Source organism: Sulfitobacter rhodophyticola (assembly GCF_041281685.2).
GTDB lineage: Bacteria > Pseudomonadota > Alphaproteobacteria > Rhodobacterales > Rhodobacteraceae > Sulfitobacter.
Genome location: NZ_CP166251.2, coordinates 3,558,637 through 3,575,392, shown reverse-complemented (window position 1 = coordinate 3,575,392; position 16,756 = coordinate 3,558,637). Strand labels below are relative to the sequence as shown.

The 16,756-nt window shown below is 63.4% G+C and carries 15 protein-coding genes; 11 read left to right on the top strand and 4 right to left on the bottom strand.

The genetic code is table 11. From position 1 onward, the window contains the following. The first annotated feature begins 36 nt into the window (after window positions 1-36). From trkA to AB4X18_RS18575, 5 genes are all read left to right on the top strand, one after another. Complete coding sequence (trkA, locus tag AB4X18_RS18595; RefSeq protein WP_370401479.1) at window positions 37-1,413, top strand: Trk system potassium transporter TrkA; 1,377 nt, start codon at window positions 37-39, stop codon at window positions 1,411-1,413. A gap of 48 nt (window positions 1,414-1,461) precedes the next feature. Next, window positions 1,462-2,967 carry a TrkH family potassium uptake protein gene (locus AB4X18_RS18590; protein WP_432817439.1) on the top strand — a complete coding sequence of 502 codons (1,506 nt, stop codon included), beginning with the start codon at window positions 1,462-1,464 and terminating at the stop codon, window positions 2,965-2,967. A 139-nt stretch (window positions 2,968-3,106) separates the two neighbouring features. After that, window positions 3,107-3,346 (top strand): RNA chaperone Hfq, encoded by a 240-nt coding sequence (gene hfq, locus AB4X18_RS18585; protein WP_007119530.1) that lies wholly within the window; start codon window positions 3,107-3,109, stop codon window positions 3,344-3,346. Then, complete coding sequence (gene hflX / locus AB4X18_RS18580) at window positions 3,343-4,641, top strand: GTPase HflX (protein WP_370401478.1); 1,299 nt, start codon at window positions 3,343-3,345, stop codon at window positions 4,639-4,641. The genes hfq and hflX overlap by 4 nt, the downstream gene beginning before the upstream one ends. Before the next feature lie 111 nt (window positions 4,642-4,752). Next, window positions 4,753-5,166: a DUF2177 family protein gene (locus AB4X18_RS18575; protein ID WP_370401476.1), complete on the top strand. Its 414-nt coding sequence runs from the start codon at window positions 4,753-4,755 to the stop codon at window positions 5,164-5,166. Here the strand turns inward: AB4X18_RS18575 and AB4X18_RS18570 are convergent. Together AB4X18_RS18570 and AB4X18_RS18565 are read right to left on the bottom strand one after the other, a co-directional pair. Then, window positions 5,163-5,726, bottom strand: coding sequence for a pseudouridine synthase (locus AB4X18_RS18570; protein ID WP_370401475.1), 564 nt, complete (start codon window positions 5,724-5,726; stop codon window positions 5,163-5,165). The two genes, AB4X18_RS18575 and AB4X18_RS18570, sit on opposite strands and share 4 nt — an antisense overlap. After that, window positions 5,723-8,191, bottom strand: a complete 2,469-nt coding sequence (locus AB4X18_RS18565) for a penicillin acylase family protein (RefSeq protein ID WP_370401474.1) — start codon at window positions 8,189-8,191, stop codon at window positions 5,723-5,725. Before AB4X18_RS18565 ends, AB4X18_RS18570 begins: the two co-directional genes overlap by 4 nt. 107 nt (window positions 8,192-8,298) lie before the next feature. Between AB4X18_RS18565 and AB4X18_RS18560 the strand changes: the two genes are divergently transcribed. Beyond that, a complete protein-coding gene (locus AB4X18_RS18560) occupies window positions 8,299-9,171 on the top strand; it encodes an NAD(P)-dependent oxidoreductase (protein ID WP_370401473.1) in 873 nt (290 codons plus the stop codon). A gap of 112 nt (window positions 9,172-9,283) precedes the next feature. Here AB4X18_RS18560 and AB4X18_RS18555 read toward each other — a convergent pair whose 3' ends face one another. Beyond that, complete coding sequence (locus tag AB4X18_RS18555; RefSeq protein ID WP_370401472.1) at window positions 9,284-9,850, bottom strand: YSC84-related protein; 567 nt, start codon at window positions 9,848-9,850, stop codon at window positions 9,284-9,286. 198 nt (window positions 9,851-10,048) lie between these two features. Here AB4X18_RS18555 and AB4X18_RS18550 point away from each other — a divergent pair, with 198 nt between their 5' ends. Genes AB4X18_RS18550 through AB4X18_RS18540 form a run of 3 tightly spaced genes read left to right on the top strand, consistent with a single transcriptional unit; the run spans window position 10,049 to window position 11,557 of the window. Next, entirely contained in the window at window positions 10,049-10,363 is a 315-nt protein-coding gene (locus AB4X18_RS18550; RefSeq protein ID WP_370401471.1) for a DUF3775 domain-containing protein, read from the top strand. 55 nt (window positions 10,364-10,418) lie between these two features. Next, window positions 10,419-10,919, top strand: coding sequence for a hypothetical protein (locus AB4X18_RS18545; protein ID WP_370401470.1), 501 nt, complete (start codon window positions 10,419-10,421; stop codon window positions 10,917-10,919). Next, window positions 10,916-11,557 (top strand): hypothetical protein, encoded by a 642-nt coding sequence (locus AB4X18_RS18540; RefSeq protein ID WP_370401469.1) that lies wholly within the window; start codon window positions 10,916-10,918, stop codon window positions 11,555-11,557. Before AB4X18_RS18545 ends, AB4X18_RS18540 begins: the two co-directional genes overlap by 4 nt. Before the next feature lie 6 nt (window positions 11,558-11,563). Here AB4X18_RS18540 and hemB read toward each other — a convergent pair whose 3' ends face one another. After that, complete coding sequence (hemB, locus tag AB4X18_RS18535) at window positions 11,564-12,562, bottom strand: porphobilinogen synthase (protein WP_370401468.1); 999 nt, start codon at window positions 12,560-12,562, stop codon at window positions 11,564-11,566. 118 nt (window positions 12,563-12,680) lie between these two features. Here hemB and AB4X18_RS18530 point away from each other — a divergent pair, with 118 nt between their 5' ends. Then, complete coding sequence (locus AB4X18_RS18530; protein WP_370401467.1) at window positions 12,681-13,208, top strand: component of SufBCD complex; 528 nt, start codon at window positions 12,681-12,683, stop codon at window positions 13,206-13,208. A 31-nt stretch (window positions 13,209-13,239) separates the two neighbouring features. Further along, window positions 13,240-16,752 carry a transcription-repair coupling factor gene (mfd, locus tag AB4X18_RS18525; RefSeq protein WP_432816893.1) on the top strand — a complete coding sequence of 1,171 codons (3,513 nt, stop codon included), beginning with the start codon at window positions 13,240-13,242 and terminating at the stop codon, window positions 16,750-16,752. The last annotated feature ends 4 nt before the right edge of the window (window positions 16,753-16,756 follow it).

The window sequence follows — 16,756 nt, the reverse complement described above, 5'->3', positions numbered from 1 at the left end:
AAGGCTGCGAAACGCGGCGCAAGCAAAAGGTACGCCATGAAAGTGATCATTTGCGGCGCAGGGCAGGTGGGTTGGCAGATCGCCCGCCACCTCAGCGGCGAACGCAACGATGTGACCGTGGTCGACAACAACGCCGATCTGGTGCGCCGCGCCACCGAAACCCTTGATGTTCAGGGGATTGCGGGATTTGCCAGCTACCCGGACGTGCTTGACCGGGCAGGGGCGCGGGATGCGGAGATGATCATCGCCGCCACCCACTCGGATGAGGTCAACATGGTCACCTGTCAGGTCGCCCATTCGGTCTTCGGCATCAACCGAAAGATCGCCCGCCTGCGCAGCCAGTCTTACCTCGACGCGATCTACTCCGATCTCTACCGCCGCGATCACATGCCCATCGACGTGGTGATCTCCCCCGAAAAGGAAGTCGCCGCGGCCGCCCTGCAGCGCCTTTCGGCCCCGGCGTCCTTCGACACCGAAACCTTCATGGGCGGCAAGGCACACCTTCTGGGCATCACCATCGACGCCGAATGCCCGGTGGTGAACACGCCCCTGCGCCAGCTCAGTGATCTGTTCTCCACGCTGCGTGCCGTGGTGGTCGGGGTCCGCCGGGACGGCACGCTTTTTGCGCCCGAACCCAAGGACCAGCTTTTCGTCGGTGACGATTGCTATGTCTTCAGCCACCGCGATGACATCCCCCGGACGCTGGAAATCTTTGGCAAGAAAGCTTCCAAACAGGAACGCGTGGTGCTGGTGGGGGGCGGCAATGTCGGGCTGACGGTCGCACAGGCGCTGGAAACCGACGCCCGCCGCATCCGCACCAAGGTGATCGAGAAGAACCGCCACTGCGCCGAACGCGCCGCCGAAGCGCTGGAACGCACGATCGTGCTGAATGGTGACGGGCTGGATGCCACCCTGCTGGCCGAAGCGGGCATTTCGCGCGCCGACGCCATGCTGGCGGTGACCGATGATGACAAGACCAACATGCTGGCCTGCGTGCGTGCCAAGGCCGAAGGCTGCCCTTACGTGATCGCGCTGGTGAACGATCCCACGCTGGTGCCGCTGATGACCCCGCTGGGCATTGACGCCTATATCAACCCGCGTGCCACCACCGTGTCATCGATCCTGCGTCACATCCGCCACGGCCGCGTGCGCGCGGTCTATTCCATCGGCGACGCGGAGGCCGAGGTGATCGAGGCCGAGGTCCTGTCGACATCGCCCATCACCGGCAAGACCATATCGGAGATCGACTTTCCCGAAGGGGTCCTTGTCGGCATGATCCGCAAGGGAGACGAGATCATCCGCCCGCTCGGCAGCACCCGCATCGAGGAAGGCGATACCATCGCCGTCTTCGCCCTTGCCGGTGACGTGGAGCAGGTAGAGCAATTGATGCAGGTCTCCATCGACTTTTTCTGACGCCAAGGAGCGCCTTTGCCCCGCGAGCCCTATATCCGCGCAAACCTGATGGCGCTGCCGCTGTTCCTGCTGATGTTCGGCATCGCGTCGGTGTCCATGATGGTTCCCGCCCTGCATGCGCTGGTGCTGGATGATGAAAGCACCGCGCGGGCGTTTTTCTATGCGGGGCTGCTGGGGATCATCGCCTTTGTGCTGATCGCCGTCGCCCACGCCGGGCGCAAACCGCGCCATGGGGCGCTGGGGCCGCTGATGTCGCTGTTTGCGGCCTTTGTGACCCTGCCGGTGATGCTGGCCCTGCCGTTTCTTGAGGCGCTGCCCTCCACCCGGTTCGTGAATGTCTATTTCGAGATGACCAGCGCGCTGACCACCACCGGTGCCACGATGTTCAGCGACCCTGAGCGGCTCAATGACACGCTGCACCTGTGGCGCGCGCAGGTGGGCTGGATGGGCGGCATGCTGATGTGGGTCGCGGCTTCGGCGATCCTTGCGCCTTTGCACCTTGGCGGGTTCGAGGTCACCGCACAGGCAGAGCCGGGCCGCCGTGACACCGGGCAGGGCGCGCGGTCGGTCGCGGCGGACCCGCGCGCGCGGCTCTTGCGGGTGTGCCGGGCGCTGGTGCCGATCTACGTGGGCCTGACACTGCTGTTGTGGCTGCTGCTGATGGCGGGCGGCGACCGGCCGCTGGTGGCGATCTGTCATGCCATGTCGGTACTGGCAACCTCCGGCATCTCGCCCGTCGGCGGGGTGCAGAACGCAGGTATCGGCACCAGCGGCGAAGCGGTGATGCTGCTTTTCATGCTGTTCGCCCTGTCGCGGCTGACGTTTTCCAAGGACACGGTGACCGCCACGCAAGGCGGGCTGCGCAACGATCCCGAATTCCGCATCGGGCTTTTCATCGTCGTCGCCGTGCCGCTGGTGCTGTTCCTGCGCCACTTCCTTGGGGCCTTCGGCGTCGACGAAGGCGACAACCTCGCGAAAGCCTTCTATGCGCTCTGGGGGGCGGTGTTTACCGTAATGTCCTTTCTGACGACGACCGGCTTCGTGTCCGAACATTGGGCGGCCGCGCAGGATTGGTCAGGGCTGGCCACACCGGGGCTGATCCTCATGGGTCTGGCGCTGATCGGCGGCGGCGTGGCCACGACGGCGGGCGGGGTCAAGCTGTTGCGGGTCTTCGCGCTCTATTTCAACGGCGCACGGGAGATGGAGCGGCTGGTCCATCCCCATTCCGTCAGCGGGGCAGGGGCCGCTGGCCGCCGGCTGCAAAGCAACGGTGCCTTCATCGCATGGATTTTCTTCATGCTTTTCGCCCTGTCGCTGGCGGGCATTACGCTTTTGCTGACGCTGGCGGGCACCTCATTCGATCAGGCGCTGGTGCTGTCGGTGGCCAGCTTGTCCACCACCGGCCCGCTGGTGGATTACGCCAGCGACACCCCGATCCGCCTGATCGAACTCAGCCTTGCAGCCAAGGCAATCCTGTCGGGCGCGATGGTGCTGGGGCGGCTGGAAACCCTGGCCATTATCGCGCTGCTGACGCCGGACCTATGGCGTTCGTGAAACCGTGACATACTGCCCCTGCGTCAATTCTGCCACGCCCCTGAATTATCTGCTGGAAACTCCCCAGATGTAACGACATACTTACACCCGTTGGGGGGCCCCGTTCGCGGGTGCCAGCAAGAATAAAAGGTATGCAAATATGGCATCTGACAGACAGAATCTTCAGGATGCGTTCCTGAACCATGTACGCAAGACCAAGGTTCCGGTCACGATTTTTCTGATCAACGGGGTAAAGCTGCAGGGCGTGATCACGTGGTTCGACAATTTCTGCGTTCTGCTGCGCCGCGATGGCCAATCCCAGCTGGTCTACAAGCATGCCATTTCCACCATCATGCCCAGCCAGCCGATCAGCCTGTATGAGGGCGAAGACGCTTCTTGAGCAAAGCGCAATTTCAGATTGATGATACCGACGGCCCCCGCATCACCCGCGCGTGGGTGCTGCATCCTGACATTCGCTCCAATCCCGACCGCCGTGACCCCGGTCCGGCGCTGGAAGAAGCCGTGTCGCTGGCCCGCGCGCTGCCCGCGCTTGACGTCGCCGGGGCGGAGGTTGTGCAACTGCGCAGCGTCGATGCCGGCAAGCTTTTCGGCAAGGGCAAGATACAGGACCTGCACGACCGGTTGGAGGAAAACGAGGTCGAACTCGTCCTTGTCGATGGCCCTGTCACACCCGTCCAACAGCGCAATCTGGAAAAAGCATGGGGCGTCAAGCTTCTGGACCGTACCGGCCTGATCTTGGAGATTTTCTCCGACCGCGCCGCCACCCGCGAAGGTGTGCTGCAGGTCGAAATGGCCGCGCTGAATTACCAACGCACCCGCCTTGTCCGCGCCTGGACCCACCTTGAACGCCAGCGCGGTGGCCTCGGCTTTGTCGGGGGTCCCGGTGAAACCCAGATCGAAGCGGACCGCCGCGCCATTGACGACCAGCTTGTGCGCCTGCGCCGCCAGTTGGAGAAGGTCACCAAAACCCGCGCCCTGCACCGCGCCGCCCGCGCGAAGGTGCCCTATCCGATTGTCGCGCTGGTGGGCTATACCAACGCCGGTAAATCCACACTTTTCAATCGCTTGACGGGCGCGGACGTCATGGCCAAGGACATGCTCTTTGCCACGCTCGACCCCACCATGCGAAGCCTCACGTTGCCTGACGGGCCGGAAATCATCATGTCCGACACCGTGGGTTTCATCTCTGACCTGCCCACAGAACTGGTCGCCGCCTTCCGTGCCACGCTTGAGGAAGTACTGGCCGCCGATCTGATCCTGCACGTGCGCGACATCTCCCATGCGGAAACCGAAGAACAGGCCGCCGACGTGCGCGAGATCATGACGTCGCTGGGCGTTGGCACCGACACGCCCACCTTTGAAGTCTGGAACAAGATTGACCTGCTGCCCGCCGACCGCGCCGATGCCGTCCGGCAACGGGCCGACCGCGATGATCATGTGCTGGCTCTGTCCGCGATCACCGGGGAGGGGCTGGAGACGCTGCAATCCGCCGTTGCCGAAGCCCTGCAGGGCGCTGTCCGCGACGCCGACCTGATCCTGACCTTTGCGGAGGGGCGCAAGCGCGCGTGGCTGTTCGATCAGGATGTGGTCGTCTCCGAAGACCAGACCGACGAAGGGTTCAACCTGACCGTCCGCTGGACCGCCAAACAGGAAGCGCAATACCAGCGTCTGTAACCCGCCGGAACGTCCACGATCCGCGATTGCCAAACGCTCAGGTGCGACAATTTCGAACTTTTCCGAACTCAGCCGCATCTGATGCGTTGACCCGCCAGACAGGAGCACACAATGACCCTTATTATTCTTTACGTAACCAGTTTCGTGATCTTTCTCGGCATCGATTTCCTTGGCCTTGGCTATATCGTCAAACCGGTCTTCGACCGCCACATCGGCCATCTGCTGCTGGAGGATATCCGCATATTCCCGGCTTTCGCCTTCTACGCCTTCTACGTCGTCGTGCTGTTGTGGTTTGTGTCCTATCCCGCGCTGGCGCAGGACAAAAGCCTTCTGTGGGTGGCGGGCAACGCGGCCCTTCTGGGGGCTGCGGCCTATGGCACCTATGAATTTACATCACTTGCGGTGATGAAGGACTGGTCCTGGTCGATGGTGGCCACCGATCTGACCTGGGGCACCTTCCTGACCGCGGCAACGGCTGTGGGAGGCGTGTGGCTGACCCGGATGTTCACAGCCTCGCTGGCTTAGGCACCCGTCTCTGACGCCCACCGCCACGCGCCGGGGGCCAGATCATTCAGCCGCCAATCCCCGACACCTGTTCGGATCAGGCGCAGCGTTGGCAGCCCCACATGGGCCGACATGCGGCGCACCTGCCGATTGCGGCCTTCGCGGATGGCAATCTTCAGCCACGCGTCCGGCACCGTCTTGCGAAAGCGCACCGGCGGGTCGCGCTCCCACAGATGATCGGGGGGCGCGACCTGCTGCACGTCCGCAGGTTTCGTGCGCCCGTCCTTCAGATCAACCCCCTTGCGCAACGCCTCCAACGCCTCCTCTGAAGGCACCCCTTCGACCTGCACAAGATAGGTCTTGGCGCGCTTATACTTCGGATGCGCGATCCGCGCCTGCAACGCGCCATTGTCGGTCAGCACCATCAACCCTTCGCTGTCCTTGTCGAGCCTGCCTGCCGGATAGAACCCCGGCTGATCGATGAATCCCGACAACGTCAGTCGCGCCGATCCTTCGGTGCCCTTGTCGGTGAATTGCGACAACACGCCATAGGGCTTGTTGAACAGGATCACCCGGTTCATCGCTGCTGCGGCTCAAGTATTGTGACCCCGACGGAGGCCGCCCGCGCCAGCCCCTCATCCAGCGACATCGGAATATATTCCCCGCGCCGCCACAGCTGCGCCAGATCATCGTAGTGCCGCGACAGGAAATGCCCCGACTGCCCGGTGGAGATCACGAAAACCGACGAATCCGGATCGGCGAAATCATAAACCCCGCGATAGCCCGCGCCGTGCACGTTGTGAAAGGGATCGGGCCCGCTGCCCTTGGTCTTGCCCCGTTGTAACGTGTTGTCGCCACCGGAGGTCGACTGCCGGATGTTGACGAAATACCGCAGCACCGGGATCTCTCCCAATACCTGATGGTCATGGGTCGCCTGATGCGCGTCGCCCCAGCGCAGGGATTCCAGATTGTCGCCCCAGGTCTCGTTGATCCAGACCAGCGCATCATCCAGCGCCAGTTTCGCCATGTCCTGACAGGTTTCCACCGGGGCGGACTGGCGCACGTCGCACCAGATCGCGGCCCCCTCCACGTTGCGAAAGGCACGTTCGATGAAGATTGGCTCCACCTGGACGAACTCATCCGCCAGTGGTCCCAGATCGTCCTGTATCAGCCGCGCCTGCAAACTGCGCAGCCAGGCGGCATAGATCAGCGGTTCGGGCAGGTGTTCGTTCATCTCCCCCGACCAGCCCGCCAGCAGGGTCAGCGCGCGCTGGCGCTGGCGCTCGGGCGTGCCATCGGGGGCGGCCTCCCCGGTGAACCACAATTCCGCGCCAATCAGCGGCAAAAGCGACCGCGCGGTGAAACTGACCGTGTCCAGCTGCGCTTCGATGAAACTGTCGCGCGTGTGCACCTGCCGGTTCTGCATCAGCCGCTGCCAGCGTTGCACCCGCTGCGTGTCGCCCCACAGGAATGACACGTGGTTGGGAAAGGGCCGGTCGACGGTCTTGTTGTTGGTGTTGCCAAGAATGCCGCCCGCAGGCGCCACGAATTCGGGGTTGGCGGCATAGGGCAGGCGCCCCTCCCAGCGGTTTTCCTTGATCCAGCCGGGGCTGGGCAGGCGGCCCTGCGACTGGTGCGCCGCGTCCCGGCGGGGCATCGCGCCGATCGTCTTCATCGCGATGTTTTCGCGGTCCACCAGCGTCAGGTTCTGCGCAGGCGCGATATAGGCTTCCCCAGCGGCAATCCCTTCGGCCACCGATTGCGCCCGCATCAACGCCATCGCCGCTGCCATCGTGGTGTCGCGGGCCGACAGCAGCGTCCAGTTCACCGTCGCCACATGACCGGGCGGGGTGATGGCGGCAAGGTTGTAATGGGTACCGGGCAGGACCGGTCCGTTCTCGCTCCACAGCAGGTTGAGGGTGACGGGGTTTTCGTCCTTGATGGTGATGATCGAGGCGCGGCTGGTGAATTCCCGAAACCCGCGCGGGGTGCGGTATTCGTTCTTGTTGTCGGGGTTCAGCTCTTCGATATAGACGTCCTGATCGTCGACATAGGCGCTGGTCAGACCCCAGCCCAGATTGGCGCTGCGCCCGGTCAGGATCACCGGTACACCGGGGATCGTGCCGCCGATCACGCCGCCGGTGGAAAGCTGCATCCGGGCCAGATACCAGATCGCCGGTGCGCTGAAGCCCAGGTGCGGATCATTGGCCAGCAATGTCCCCCCCGAGGCAGAGCGTGACGGTGCCGCGGCCCAGGCGTTCGACGCCCCCGCCAGCGCCAGCGGCCTGAACGGGGACAGGGGATGTGGATCAAGCGGGATGTTGGCGGCAAAGCGCGGCGCATCTTCGAACAATTGCGCATATTCCGGCAACGCCGCGACGCCCGACCCTGGCGCATCAGGCAGGATATCGACCAGCCGGTCCGCGTCCTCCAGCGCCAGCGAGGCGCGCGCGCGTTTCACTTCCGCGTCCAGATGCCCCGAAAGCTGCAAGCCCATCAGCTTGATGATCGCCAGCGAATCCGCAGGCCGCCAGGGGGCGACGGGCGCATTGAACAGCATCATCTCGGGCGCACCACGCCCCAGCGCTTCGGTATTGATCTGGTCCAGCCGCGCGTTCACCCCGGCGGCATAGGCGTCCAGCGCATCCTGTGTCTGCGGGTCCAGCGCCTCCACCGATTGTACGGCAAGGGTGTAAATGTCCAACCGTCTGAGCAGCTTGTCCACGTTCAGCGTCGGCGTGCCGAAAACCTCGCTCAACCGCCCTTGCGCGGTGCGGCGCAGGGTGATCATCTGCCACAACCGGTCCTGCGCATGGGCAAATCCAAGGCCATAAAAGACATCGCCATCGTTCTGCGCAAAGATATGCGGTACATTGGCGTTGTCGCGCACGATCTCAATCGGGGTGGCGATGCCGGGAACCTGCACGGTGGTGTCGTAGTCCGGCAGGGACCGGGACGCCAACCAATAGACCAGCGTGACAGTGGCCACGCCCAGCACGATCAAAGCGGCGGCAATCCGTACCAGCCAACGAAAGAGGAGGGCCATGCCATGCTCCGAAAAGGCTGCGCAGATTGACCAACCCGCGCAGGGTGTTAGGTGTAGCCTTCGCAATAGCGCAACTGATTGACATAGAAAAGGCGATGGGAACACGCATGGCAAAGCTGGCATTTCTGGGACTGGGTGTGATGGGCGGCCCGATGGCGGGCCACCTTCAAAAGGCAGGGCACGCGGTGACGGTCTATAACCGCACCGCATCAAAGGGCGAAGATTGGGTCGCCACCTACGGCGGGGCGGCGGCGGCAACGCCGCGCGCGGCGGCGGAAGGCGCGGAATTCGTGATGGCCTGCGTTGGCAATGACGATGATCTGCGCGCCGTCTGTCTGGGCGAGGAAGGCGCGTTCGCGGGCATGAGCCCCGGCAGTGTCTTTGTCGATCACACCACCGTTTCCGCGGCCGTCACGTCAGAACTGTATGCCGTTGCCGATGGCCTGCAAATCAGTTTCGTCGACGCGCCTGTCTCCGGCGGGCAGGCCGGGGCGGAGAACGGTCAGCTGTCGATCATGTGCGGCGGAGAGGCCGGCGCGTTTGACCGCGCCCTGCCGGTGATGGAGGTCTATTCGAAGATCTGCCGCCGTCTGGGGAACAGTGGCGCGGGCCAGATGACCAAGATGTGCAACCAGATCGCCATCGCAGGCCTGGTTCAGGGGCTGTCCGAAGCGCTGCATTTTGCGCAGAAGGCGGGACTGGATGGCGCGGACGTGGTCGAGGTGATTTCTCAAGGTGCCGCCGGGTCGTGGCAGATGGTCAACCGCTACGAGACGATGCTGGCCGATGAATTCGACCACGGTTTCGCGGTGGATTGGATGCGCAAGGATCTGGGCATCTGCCTGTCTACGGGGGACGAGATCGGGGCGAGCCTGCCGGTCACGGCGTTGGTCGATCAGTTCTACAAGGATGTGCAGAAGCTGGGCGGCGGACGCTGGGATACCTCCAGCCTGATCAAGCGCCTGAATGCCGTCGGGTGACAAACGGGCGCGCCTGTCCCCGCGGGGACAGGCGTTAACCCTTTGTTACTCACGTCAGATCAACGTCTTGCGCTGTGTTCCTCACGTTAACGCAGGCCGAGGCAAACGCGGATCAGGGGATGATCCGGGTGTATTTCGTGCCTTCCAGCGTCGCGCCGATCCGCAGGCCCGCGCGGCCAAAGACCGCCGCCAGCACCGGGGCCAGCACGGTGGTCGTGTCGGCAGACACGCTGTCGCCCTGATCGGAAATGACATACTCCAGATCCGCGCCCGCGGCCCAGCCGGGGGACCGGCGGAAATTGGTCAGCGCGTCTTCGGTCATGAAGAACAGCACATGCGCGTATTGCTGCGCGCCAATCTGCAGGCCGCCCGACGCCTTTGCCACCGAATAGTAATCGACGGAGATGTCATCGACCCGCAGCGCGCCGCGCCCGTAGGCACCGCCAAAGCCAAAGCCCGCTTCGGTGACCAGCGGCATGATCAGCATCCCGGTGGATTTCTGCGCCAGCGATTGCGTGTTGGGAAACTGGCGGTACATCTCCGCCAGTGTGGCGTCGACGCGCGCGTCGATCATCTGGGAGCCGCGACTGCCCACGCCGTTGCCACATGCCGCCGTTACCCCAACGGAGGCCAGCGCGCCCATGGTAAAGACGCGCCGTGAAAAGATCGGATTGCTCATTGTTTTGCCTGTGATTTGTGTGCCGGTTATACTTGCTCGTGCCGGTTTGCCCGGCTTGTGCCATATCATAGGCGGTTTTTCGCGCCTTGTCATGGGCTAAGGCGGGATGGGCGAAATGGTGCTGCTGCGGGCGGGGCTGTTCAAGGTCAAGCCTGTCTGGCACACTGGGGTCACGCATCAGACGTGGAGTCGTGTCATATGCTTGAAATCAGCCACGGGAAGGTTGTCAGGGTCATTGCCCTGTCGCGCGAATACGGCCCGGAGAGTGTGAAGCTGTCAGATTACATTTCTGGCCTCAACGATGATGAAAAATCGAACCTTGTGGCGCTGATGTGGATCGGACGCGGAAGCTTTGAACCCGAAGAGCTTGAGTATGCCAAGGAAGAGGCCCGCCGCGAGGCGACGGCGCCCACGGAAAGCTATCTGTCCGGGATCCCCAGCCTGCCGGAGCATCTGGAAAGCGGGCTTGAGGCGCTTGGCATTGATGTGACTGACGCTGAAGACAATCTCTGACGACGGGTATTTTCCGTCACCAGTTCTGCCGTTCATCCTTTGTGCGGGAGGCTTTATGCCCTATCCAGCGGCCCTTTTTCTGGCGCTTGTTCTTGCGCTGAGCCTGTTCTGCCGGGATGCCGCGCGGGCCGAGGCGCCGTCTGACGGCATCGGCGCGCTGGACGGGATGGTTTTTGTCGGGCGGATCGGGCCCGAGGGCGATCTGGATCTGGAGGAGGAGCTGCATTTCAGTGACCGGGTGTTCTGGTCGCGCAGATGCCTTGCCTGCGGTTTCGATCCGGCCCCCTACCAGACCCGGCACACGCCCGATGGCGTGCGCTTTACCGGCGAACTTGTCGGCAGGTCTGGCAGCGTCTTTCAATATGACGGCAGGATCGTCGGTGCGGAGGCGGAGGTCGCCGTGCGCTGGACCAAGAAACGCTGGTATCGGACGATTGACCGGATGCTGGTGTTTCGCGGACAACGCGCGCCCGATACCGCGGCACTTACGGGCGATGGGGCCGCGCAACAGGCCGCCGCTGCACGCCGCAGACCGCTGCCGGGGTGGTGCCCTTGAGCACCGCGCGCTGGATCATTCTTGGATTGCTCTATCTGGGCTTGCTGGTCACGGGGTGGTTCGCAAGCGGGCTGTTGGCGCATTTCGAGATGTTGGAAATCCTGCCGGAGAACGAGGCGCGCGTGAACAGGATGATCATGATCTCCCTGTCGGTGTTCGTCGTCACCTCCGCGCTGCCCTTCGTGCCCGGCGCAGAGATCGGGATTGCCCTGTTGATGCTGTTCGGCGCGCCCTTTGCGCTGATCGTCTATGTCGGGATGGTGCTGGCCCTGACCCTGGGGTTCGCGCTGGGGCGGCTGATCCCGATGCATGCGCTGGCGCGGTTCTTCGGGCTGCTGCGGTTTCGCCGGGCGCAGGCGTTCATCGATCAGATGGCAAAGCTGACCCCGGAAGAAAGTCTTGCCCTGCTGAGCGCCAAGGCGCCTGTGCGCTGGGTGCCCTGGCTGCTCAGGCACCGTTATCTGGCGCTGATCGTGCTTTTTAACCTGCCGGGCAATTCCGCCCTGGGCGGGGGCGGCGGCATTGCGTTTGTCGCAGGCTTCAGCCGGTTGTTTTCCGTGCAACGGTATCTGGCGGCGGTGCTGGTCGCGGTCGCGCCAGTGCCGCTGTATTTCGCGCTGGCAGCGGCGTTCGCCTGATCCGGTTCAGGCCGACAGCAGCCGCGCGGCAGCGGGCGCGAAATAGGTCAGCACCCCGTCACAGCCCGCGCGTTTGAAGGCCATCAGGCTTTCCATCATCACGCGGTCCTCATCGATCCAGCCATTTGCGGCGGCGGCCTTGATCATCGAATATTCGCCCGACACCTGATAGGCGAAGGTGGGCGCGCCGAAGGTGTCTTTCACCCGGCGGCAGATATCGAGATACGGCAGGCCGGGTTTGACCATGACCATGTCGGCGCCTTCGGACAGGTCACGTGCGACAAGGCGCAGTGCCTCGTCCGAATTGGCGGGGTCCATCTGGTAGGTCTTCTTGTCCCCCGTCAGCGCGGCGGAAGCGCCCACCGCATCGCGGAACGGGCCATAGAAGGCCGAGGCATATTTGGCGGCATAGCTGAGGATGGTGACGTTTTGATGGCCCGCCGGTTCCAGCGCGTCCCGGATCGCGCCGATGCGCCCGTCCATCATGTCGGATGGGCCAATGATGTCGGCCCCCGCATCCGCTTGCGCCAGCGCCATCTTCACCAGCGCCTCCACCGTGCGATCGTTGACGATGATGCCGTCCTCCACGAACCCGTCGTGGCCGTTGATGTTGTAGGTATCGAGTGCCACGTCGCTCATGATCGCCATGTCGGGGAAGGCGGCGCGGATGGCGGCGATGGCGCGGTTGGCGTGGTTTTGCGGATCCCATGCGCCTGCGCAATCCTCGGTCCGTTCTTCCGGTCCGGTGTAGGGAAAGATGCACATCGCGCGGATGCCAAGGGCATGTGCCTCCGCCGCGGCCTTGACCACCCTATCGGCGCTGCGGCGCATGACACCGGGCATTGAAGGAACGGGTTCCTCGATCCCTTCGCCGGAGCGCACGAAGACGGGCCAGATCAGATCGCCCACCGCAAGCGCGTTTTCACGCACCAGACCCCGCAAGGCAGGCGTGGCGCGGGTACGGCGCAGGCGGGTGGCGGGGAAGGGGGCGTGAAGCGGCTGCATCAAAAATACCTCATGTCAGTACGTCCTTGGCTTGCCACGAAAAATCTGTTGCCTCAAGGGTAGGAATTGCCCCGGCACTTGGGTATGACCCGTGCAGTTTCTGTGCTTGAGGCCTGCCTTGGACTGGTATTCGACCCTTTTCGAACTTATCGACATGCGCTCCTTCTCGAACCTGTGGTTCTGGATCGTGCTGGCGGTCGTGTGGTCCACCACGAGCCATTGGGTCATCGGTGTGCCTTACGACATGGTGCTGCGCGCGCGGCGGCATGGTGAGCAGGCGATGACCGATCTGGAAGATATCGTGCGGATCAACGTCAACCGGCTGCTTTTCATTGCGCAGATGTCGGGGCTTTGGTTGTTGGGGTTTGGCTGCTTTGGCCTGACCATGCTGGGGCTGCTGGGGTTCGTCTACGCCAATGAATTTGCGCAGGCGGTGTTCCTGCTGGGCTTTCCGCTGTCGATTGTGGGATTGCTGAGCCTGAGCACCGCGCGGCTGATTTCCGAGGAAGGGTCGGAGGGCGAGGTTTTGTGCAAGCGGCTGACGCGTCACCGGCTCTATACCCAGATCATCGGCATGCTGTCGATCTTCGTCACGGCGATCTGGGGCATGTATCAGAACTTGACGCTGGGCGCATTGGGTGGTTGACGGGGTGTCTTCCCGACCCATGTGAGAGCCGATGACTGCTGCTGACAAAATTACCCTATCCGGTGTGCCTGAAGGCTATGACGCGCGTGCGATCCTGAATGAGGTCGCGCGCCATGGGCCGGTGGTGCATGTGGCGCGGGATGACAAGCGGATGGCGGCCACGCAGGCGGCCCTGCGGTTTTTCGCGCCCGACATGCCCGTGGTGACCTTTCCCGGCTGGGATTGCCTGCCCTATGACCGGGTGTCGCCCAATGCGGATGTATCGGCGCGGCGCATGGCGACGCTGGCCGCGCTGGTGCATGGGATGCCGGAGCGGTTCGTGTTGCTGACAACGCTTAATGCCGCCACGCAGCGGGTGCCTGCGCGCAGCCTGCTGCGGGATGCAGCGTTTACCGCCAAGGTGGGCAACCGGATTGATGAGGGCGCGCTGAGGGCGTTTCTGGTGCGGATGGGCTTTGTGCAAAGCCCCACGGTGATGGAACCGGGCGATTATGCGATCCGGGGCGGGATCATCGACATCTATCCCCCCGGTGATCTGGGTCCGGTGCGGCTGGACCTGTTTGGCGACACGCTGGACGGCGCGCGGCGGTTCGATCCGGCGACGCAAAGGACCACGGAAAAGCTGGAGGTGGTGGAACTGGCCCCTGTCAGCGAGGTCATTCTGGACGAGGCGGCGGTGACGCGGTTCCGGCAGAATTACCGCATCGAATTCGGCGCCGCAGGCAGCGATGATCCCCTGTACGAGGCGATTTCGGCGGGGCGCAAGCATCAGGGGGCGGAGCATTGGCTGGCGTTCTTCCATGAGGAACTGGAGACGCTGTTCGACTATGTGCCGGGTGCATCGATCACGCTGGATGATCAGGTAACGCCATCGCGGCTGGCCCGGTGGGAGAGCATCGAGGATCAGTTTGAGACGCGGCGGCTGGCGATGGGGCACCGGTCCAAGATGGACACGGTGTATAAGCCGGCACCCCCCGAAGGGCTTTATCTGGATGATGCGGCATGGGAGACGGCGGTGACCGGGCACCGGGTAGTGCAGTTCACGCCGCTGCCGCAGGCGACCGGACCCGGCGTGCTGGATGCAGGCGCGCGGATCGGGCGCAACTTCTCGCCCGAGCGGCAGCAGGAATCAGTGAGCCTTTTCGGGGCGTTGGCGGCGCATATCAAGGCGAAGCTGGATAAGGGTCCGGTGGTGATCGCCAGCTATTCCGAAGGCGCGCGGGAGCGGCTGACGGGGTTGATTGAGGATGAAGGCCTGGCCGAAGCGATCCCGGTGCCCAATGCCACGCGGGTCGGCAAGCGTGGGCTGCATCTGGCGGTCTGGGCGTTGGAGCATGGGTTTGAGGGGCCGTTTGGGGACGGCTCGGCCTCAAGTAGCGAGGCGGTAGGCCATAGTGGCACTTTGACGGTCATTTCGGAGCAGGACGTGCTGGGGGACCGTTTGATCCGCGCGCCCAAGCGCAAGCGACGGGCGGAGAATTTCCTGACGGAGACGCAAAGCCTGACGCCCGGCGATCTGGTGGTTCATGTGGATCACGGGATCGGGCGCTATCACGGGATGGAAGTGGTTGCGGCACTGGGCGCGGCACATGAATGTCTGGTGCTGGAATATGCCGAGGATGCCAAGCTGTACCTACCGGTCGAGAACATTGAACTGCTGAGCAAATACGGCCATGACGAAGGATTGCTGGACCGTCTGGGGGGCGGGGCGTGGCAGTCGAAGAAAGCCAAGCTGAAAGAGCGTATCCGGGAGATGGCGGACAAGCTGATCCGCATCGCCGCCGAACGCGCCTTGCGCAAGGCCCCAGTGCTGGAGCCGCCGCCGGGGATGTGGGACGCGTTTTCGGCACGCTTCCCCTATCAGGAGACGGATGATCAGTTGCGCGCGATTGGCGAGGTGATTGACGACATGACTTCGGGCAATCCGATGGATCGGCTGGTGTGCGGTGACGTGGGTTTCGGCAAGACCGAAGTGGCGATGCGCGCGGCCTTTGTCGCGGCGATGTCAGGCGTGCAGGTGGCGGTGATTGCGCCGACGACGCTGCTGGCGCGGCAGCACTACAAGAGCTTTTCAGAGCGGTTCCGGGGCTTCCCGATTGAAGTCCGGCAATTGAGCCGCTTTGTCAGCGCCAAGGATGCCAATGCCACGCGGGATGCGATGGCGAAGGGGACCTGTGATATTGTCATTGGCACCCATGCGCTTTTGGCAAAAGGTATAAAATTTAATAACCTCGGGTTGCTGGTGATCGACGAGGAGCAGCATTTCGGTGTGACGCACAAGGAGCGGCTGAAGGCGCTGCGCACGGATATTCACGTGCTGACGCTGACGGCGACGCCCATTCCGCGCACCTTGCAGTTGAGCCTGACAGGGGTGCGCGACCTGAGCATCATCGGCACGCCGCCGGTGGACCGTCTGTCGATCCGCACCTACGTGAGCGAATTTGACGCGGTGACCCTGCGCGAGGCGCTGTTGCGCGAGCATTATCGCGGCGGGCAGTCGTTTTACGTGGTGCCGCGCATCACCGACCTGCCGGAGATCGAGGCGTTCCTGAAAGACCAGTTGCCCGAACTGACCTATGTGGTCGCGCACGGGCAGATGGCCGCGGGCGAATTGGACGACCGCATGAACGCCTTTTACGACGGCAAGTTCGATGTGTTGCTGGCGACGACGATTGTGGAATCGGGGCTGGATATCCCCACGGCAAACACGATGATCGTGCACCGGGCGGATATGTTTGGCCTCGCGCAGCTTTATCAGATCAGGGGGCGCGTGGGGCGGTCCAAGACGCGGGCCTATGCCTATCTGACGACCAAGCCACGCGCCAAGCTGACGGCGACGGCGGAGAAGCGTCTGCGGGTGTTGGGCAGCCTCGATACGCTGGGGGCGGGGTTCACGCTGGCGTCGCAGGATCTGGACATTCGCGGGGCGGGGAACCTGCTGGGCGAGGAACAATCGGGCCAGATGCGCGACGTGGGGTTTGAACTTTACCAGTCGATGCTGGAAGAGGCGATCGCCAAGATCAAGGCGGGCGAGATGGAGGGGCTGTCGGAAGCGGATGAGCAATGGGCACCGCAGATCAATCTGGGTGTGCCGGTGTTGATCCCGGAGGCATACGTGCCTGATCTGGACGTGCGGCTGGGGCTTTATCGGCGGCTGTCGGGGCTGTCCACCAAAGTGGAGTTGGAAGGTTTTGCTGCGGAATTGATTGACCGCTTTGGCAAACTGCCGCGTGAGGTCAACACGCTGATGCTGGTGGTGCGGATCAAGGCGATGTGCAAACGCGCCGGGATTGCCAAGCTGGACGGTGGGCCGAAGGGTGCGACGATCCAGTTCCACAATGACAAGTTCGCCTCCCCCGAAGGGCTGGTGCAGTTCATTCAGGATCAGCGCGGGCTGGCCAAGGTGCGCGACAACAAGATCGTCGTGCGGCGCGACTGGAAGAAGGACGCCGACAAGATCAAAGGCGCCTTTGCGATTGCCCGTGATCTGGCCGAACATGTGATTGCCAAGGAAAAGGCCGCGAAGAAGAAGGTGAGCGCCTGACGGG

Excerpts from the sequence above, each read along its gene's own strand:
- trkA (WP_370401479.1), top strand. The coding sequence starts at position 37 with ATGAAAGTGATCATTTGCGGCGCAGGGCAGGTGGGTTGGCAGATCGCC.
- hemB (WP_370401468.1), bottom strand. The coding sequence starts at position 12,562 with ATGCAGCCGCTTCACGCCCCCTTCCCCGCCACCCGCCTGCGCCGTACC.
- AB4X18_RS18565 (WP_370401474.1), bottom strand. The coding sequence starts at position 8,191 with ATGGCCCTCCTCTTTCGTTGGCTGGTACGGATTGCCGCCGCTTTGATC.
- AB4X18_RS18560 (WP_370401473.1), top strand. The coding sequence starts at position 8,299 with ATGGCAAAGCTGGCATTTCTGGGACTGGGTGTGATGGGCGGCCCGATG.
- AB4X18_RS18570 (WP_370401475.1), bottom strand. The coding sequence starts at position 5,726 with ATGAACCGGGTGATCCTGTTCAACAAGCCCTATGGCGTGTTGTCGCAA.
- AB4X18_RS18575 (WP_370401476.1), top strand. The coding sequence starts at position 4,753 with ATGACCCTTATTATTCTTTACGTAACCAGTTTCGTGATCTTTCTCGGC.
- AB4X18_RS18545 (WP_370401470.1), top strand. The coding sequence starts at position 10,419 with ATGCCCTATCCAGCGGCCCTTTTTCTGGCGCTTGTTCTTGCGCTGAGC.
- AB4X18_RS18550 (WP_370401471.1), top strand. The coding sequence starts at position 10,049 with ATGCTTGAAATCAGCCACGGGAAGGTTGTCAGGGTCATTGCCCTGTCG.
- hfq (WP_007119530.1), top strand. The coding sequence starts at position 3,107 with ATGGCATCTGACAGACAGAATCTTCAGGATGCGTTCCTGAACCATGTA.
- AB4X18_RS18590 (WP_432817439.1), top strand. The coding sequence starts at position 1,462 with ATGGCGCTGCCGCTGTTCCTGCTGATGTTCGGCATCGCGTCGGTGTCC.
- AB4X18_RS18555 (WP_370401472.1), bottom strand. The coding sequence starts at position 9,850 with ATGAGCAATCCGATCTTTTCACGGCGCGTCTTTACCATGGGCGCGCTG.
- mfd (WP_432816893.1), top strand. The coding sequence starts at position 13,240 with ATGACTGCTGCTGACAAAATTACCCTATCCGGTGTGCCTGAAGGCTAT.